General features: G+C 41.1%; 1 protein-coding gene. It reads right to left on the bottom strand.

The annotated features are described in order from the left end of the window. Positions 1 to 107: 107 nt before the first annotated feature. Positions 108 to 2,348 (bottom strand): MMPL family transporter, encoded by a 2,241-nt coding sequence (locus MK127_08355; GenBank protein ID MCH2532802.1) that lies wholly within the window; start codon positions 2,346 to 2,348, stop codon positions 108 to 110. Positions 2,349 to 2,492: the final 144 nt, after the last annotated feature.

Raw genomic sequence — 2,492 nt, 5'->3', positions numbered from 1 at the left:
AACAAACGTCATGCCTGCAATACTTGAGTGTGTTCAGGCTTACACCTCTCTTGGTGAAATTTGTGACACGCTAAGGAGCGAATTTGGAACATACCGCTCGGAAGCTGCTAATTTACTTTAGCCTCTGTTGCTATCTCCGAGTTTTCCACCGAAACTTTTGGTAACCATTCCAACCATGGTGGCAGATACCAATTCCACTTTCCAAGTAATTTCATAGTTGAGGGAACCAAAATTGACCGAACAATCGTCGCATCCAAGAAAATCGCGATTGCAAGACCAAATCCCACTTGCTGATTGCCAATAAGATCTCCACTTGCAAACCCGCTAAAAACAGCAACCATAATTAGAGCTGCACCAGTTATTAACCCTGCCGTAGATCTTAGGCCGTATGCAACAGACTCTGCATTGTCGTTTGTTAAATCAAATCGCTCTCTTATCCTGCTTATCAAAAACACGTGATAGTCCATTGACAAGCCGAATAATACCGAAAATAAAAATAATGGTATCCAGGCCTCTATCGACGGTGAAGTTTCAAAACCAAGTAAATCTGCACCATAGCCATGAATAAAAATCAGTACTAACAAACCATAAGCTGCACCTACAGAAAGGAGGTTCAGGAAAATAGATTTTATTGGTATAACTATGGACCTAAAAGCCACTGTCAAAAGTAGGAAGCTTAGTCCCAACACAAAAGCAAATACCCATATGGTGTAAGTATCTACAGTATTAAAGAAGTCTTTATTGAACGCACTCTGACCAGTCACATACACGTTTGCATCAACGTTCCCAAACGAGTTCGGAATATAGTCATTCCTCAATAGATCTATGATTTTCACTGCGGGATCACTTGCAGGTGCTCCTGCAAAAAATGTGGTGATCACGGCAAGGTCTTGATCTGAATTAGTCTGTACTGATGGAGTTCCAGCGAAAATGGAATTAAGTGAAATAGTTTCCATAAAATCTTGAATTGCATTTGCGATACTTTTATCGGACAAATCACCCTCAATAACAATGTCCACTGGAGCAACTGAGCCAAAACCTCCAGGAAATTCGCGTTCAATTAAGTCAAATGCTTGCCTGACTTGGAGGTCCTTAGGAAGAGAATCCAGTCCATTGAACCCTGTGTTTAAATCAACAACCGGTGCTGCTGAACCGAGCATAAGACCACCTGCTAAAAACAAGCTAATGATCGGATGGCGCATTACTAATTGAGTCGTTCTATCCCAAAACCCTCTTTTGTCGCCTCCCTCATTGGTCTTATTGAGATTACGACCGACGAGCGGTAACCGCATAAAATTGATTTTATCTCCTAGAATACTCAAGACTGCAGGAAGCAAAGTTAGGGTTGCACAAACTGCAGAAATCACTACCAAAATTGCCCCTATCCCCAGGGACTGAAATATATTAGTTGGAATAATCAACATACCAAGTAGAGCTAAGACAACTGTCATTCCGCTAAAGAAAACTGTTCGATTCGCGGTACTTCCCGTTATTTCTATGGCTCTTGATTTGCTACGGCCCTTTGCAAGTTCTTCTCGAAACCTAGACACGACAATTAGAGCGTAATCGATACCTACTGCAAGCCCGATCATTGTTATCATTAGCGTCACGAAAAACACTAGGGGGATTATTTGCCCTACAATTGCAGTAGCAGCTAATGCAATTACTATGGATATTGCTGCAAGAATCAAGGGAACCACCGCCGCTACAACTGCTCCAAATAATGCTAGTAGAATTAATAACGCCGTAGGTATCCCAAAAATCTCGCCTTGCTGGATTTCCTTCTCAGAAAGTTCGTTATTTTCGAAAGCAGAGCTGGCCTCTCCGACGATATACACAGTAAAATCAGGTTCTTCATTGGCTTCTGCAATAAATTCGATAATGGGCTCAATGTTTACAGTTGCCTCTTTAAATTCTCCTGCCATCTGAAAAGGAACTAATGTCGCATCTCTGCTAGGAGCAACAAGTGATGGATCAGCATTTAAGTAATAATTTGTAGCCCCTGAAATTACCGAATCGCCCTGGCCCAACAGGTAAGCATATATTGAATCGACCTGAGCTCTGAAAATTCGATCGTCAATATTTAGGGTCTCCGATTTTATTATTACGACTTCGTTGATTGAACGTGGGCCCCGCAATTTGGTCTCGAGTAATTTCGCACCTAAAGTTGATTCTGGTTCATGACTGTAATCAAATTCTGTAGTCAAAGCGTCCGACAGGTACGCCGTCTGAATGAAAATTGCAAAAGCAACCAGTGCGACCCATATGCCTACCACCCACCATGCGTGCCTTGCGGAAAAAGATGCGATAGACCTAGTTGAGAAATCGAAAGTACGAGAAGAAGACATTAATTATCCTTAGTTGTATATAATCTATATATTATATAAATATGTATATGATATACAACTTTTACTATTAAAAGTTCAAGGTTTCCCAATGTTTTCCGCGGATTGTTGTGTCATTTTACAGTGCTACAATGCGGTTAATAATTC

The sequence above is a fragment of the Dehalococcoidia bacterium genome (assembly GCA_022449765.1).
Classification (GTDB): domain Bacteria; phylum Chloroflexota; class Dehalococcoidia; order Lucifugimonadales; family Australimonadaceae; genus UBA2963.
Note: the sequence above shows the minus strand (reverse complement) of the source record. Positions and strands in the feature narration are given on the sequence as shown.

What these genes read in the sequence shown, in the direction of transcription:
- MK127_08355 (MCH2532802.1), bottom strand. Translation starts at nt 2,348, where the DNA reads ATGTCTTCTTCTCGTACTTTCGATTTCTCAACTAGGTCTATCGCATCT.